Here is a 2,042-nt window from a genome sequence, read left to right on the forward strand (position 1 = left end):
CCCCCACGCCTACCGCCTCCGCCCCGGCCGACCGGACCAGGAAGACGTTCTCCGGACCGGGCGGGACCGCCATCGCCACCTGCGACGGGGCGACGGTACGTCTGCTGTCGTGGGCCCCCGCCCAGGGCTACGGGGTCAAGAGCGCCGACCGGGGTCCCGACGCCGAGCACGTCGAGGTGAAGTTCGAGGGCGGCGCGGGCAAGGCCGAGCTCCGGGTGCGCTGCGTGGACGGCGTGCCCGTCGGGTCCTGGAAACAGGACGACTGAGGCGGCCGAGGCGGCGGAGAAGGCGGAGACGGCTGGACGCAGCAGAGCCCGGCCGGACAGGGGGCCGGCCGGGCTCTGGGTCCGCGGGCCGCGCGAGGACCGCGCGACCGGTTCCGTCAGTGGTGACCGTGGGCGGAACTGGAGGCGCCGCCGAACAGGCGGGCGACGGCTCGGAACGGCAGGGKGACGACGGTCGCGACAGCCCCGCCGATGGACCGAAGGACGTCTGCGATGGCCTTCAACATGGTGACCTCCGTCTTCCTCGGGCGCGGTGCGCCGTATCCGGTGTGCCGCTGTACGGCCGATCACTGTCCGGGTGCCCGATGATCGGGCAAAGAAACCGCCCGCCTGCCAGGGCGGTTGACCGCGGCTCCGGCTGACGACCGGTCAATTGATCGTGACGACACGGGCCCAGGACGGAGGAGTGTCCGGAACGTAGTCGGGGTCCTCCTCGTCCGCCGTGCCGGACGGGCGGGGGAAGAGGCCGACGACCGTACGGCAGGGCGGCGGCGCGGAGGGCCACGGCGTCTGCCCGTCCGTGAGGGCGACGATCACGTCGGGGCGCGGCCGGGAGCGCAGCGCCTGCGCGAAACCGGAGCGCAGGTCGGTGCCCCCGCCGCCGAGCAGCTCGATCCCCTCGGCGCGGCAGAGCGGGACGGCGACCCTGGCCGCCGCGTCGCAGGAGACCACCGAGACCAGGTCGCGCCGCCCGCCCACCGCCCGCGTGATCGCCGCCACCTCCAGCAGCGCGCTGCCGAGTTCGGCGTCGCTGACCGACCCGGAGGTGTCGATGACGACGCAGACCCGCGGCGGCGTACGGCGCAGGCTCGGCAGCACCACCCCGGGGACCCCGGCCGAGCGCCGCGACGGACGCCGGTAGCTGTGGTTCTCGCCCGTGCCGGGCGCGCCCGCCGCCGAACGGACCGCCGCCCCCAGCAACTGCCGCCACGGCTGCGGGGTCTGGAACGCCTCGTCCGCCCACCGGCGCCATCCCTCCGGTGCCTCGCCCGGCCGGCCCCTGATCCCCTCGGCGACCCGGAAGCGGACCGCGTCCCGCTGCTGCCTGGTCAGGCCGTTCGCCCCGTCGGGCCCCAGCTCCCACGGCCGGACCTGCCCGTCCGCACCGCTGCCGCAGTCCAGCCAGGCCAGGTCCGCGGCGAGCCCGGACAGCGACGCCCTCTGCAGGTACTCCTCCATCAGGAGCCCGGCGGGGAGCCCCAGCAGGGAGGGGAGCACCACTCCGGCAGGCCGCGGCAGCCCGTCACCGTAGATGTCGTCGTTGATCTCGAAGTCCGCCGCGATGTTGCGGCGCAGCCGCTCGCCCGGCCCGTGCTCCTCGTGCCGCCGCGCGTACCGCTCGCCCCGCCCGTGATGGTCCCGCAGCAGGTGGGACACCTCGTGCACCCAGACGCCCGCCAGCTCCTCCACCGGGGTGCGCGCCACGAAACCGGGGGAGACGTAGCAGCGCCAGTGCGCGTCCACCGCCATCGTCGGCACCGACCGGTCCTCCACCACGTGCAGGGCGAACAGCGCCCCGGCGAGATACGGGCGGACCCGCACCGCGTGCAGCCGGGCGGCCAGCAGCTTCTCCGTGTCCAGCGGAAGCGGCGGCGGTGCGGCCCGCGCGGTGCGACCGACCGGATCCGCCGGCGGCCCGGGCTCCGTGGTCCGCACCGGACGCGGCGGCGCGGGCCGGGGCATCGGGTGCGGCAACGGGCGGGTCTGCGGACGGGGCGGTGGATGCGGCAACGGGTGGAACTGCGGGCGGGGCAGTGG

At 75.9% G+C, this 2,042-nt stretch carries 3 protein-coding genes; 1 reads left to right on the plus strand and 2 read right to left on the minus strand.

Going from position 1 to position 2,042, the window contains the following annotated elements:
• Window positions 1-266 (plus strand): hypothetical protein (locus FGF04_RS40415; protein ID WP_223146436.1); only part of this gene is annotated, 266 nt, incomplete at its 5' end.
• A gap of 116 nt (window positions 267-382) precedes the next feature.
• Here the strand turns inward: FGF04_RS40415 and FGF04_RS41755 are convergent.
• Both FGF04_RS41755 and FGF04_RS35620 read right to left on the minus strand, forming a co-directional pair.
• On the minus strand, window positions 383-511 hold the full coding sequence (locus FGF04_RS41755; protein ID WP_268893802.1) for an LPFR motif small protein: 129 nt from the start codon (window positions 509-511) through the stop codon (window positions 383-385).
• 142 nt (window positions 512-653) lie between these two features.
• Window positions 654-1,967 (minus strand): vWA domain-containing protein, encoded by a 1,314-nt coding sequence (locus FGF04_RS35620; protein ID WP_149515541.1) that lies wholly within the window; start codon window positions 1,965-1,967, stop codon window positions 654-656.
• Window positions 1,968-2,042 lie beyond the last annotated feature (75 nt).

The organism is Streptomyces apricus, from assembly GCF_008369065.1.
Classification (GTDB): Bacteria; Actinomycetota; Actinomycetes; order Streptomycetales; family Streptomycetaceae; genus Streptomyces; species Streptomyces apricus.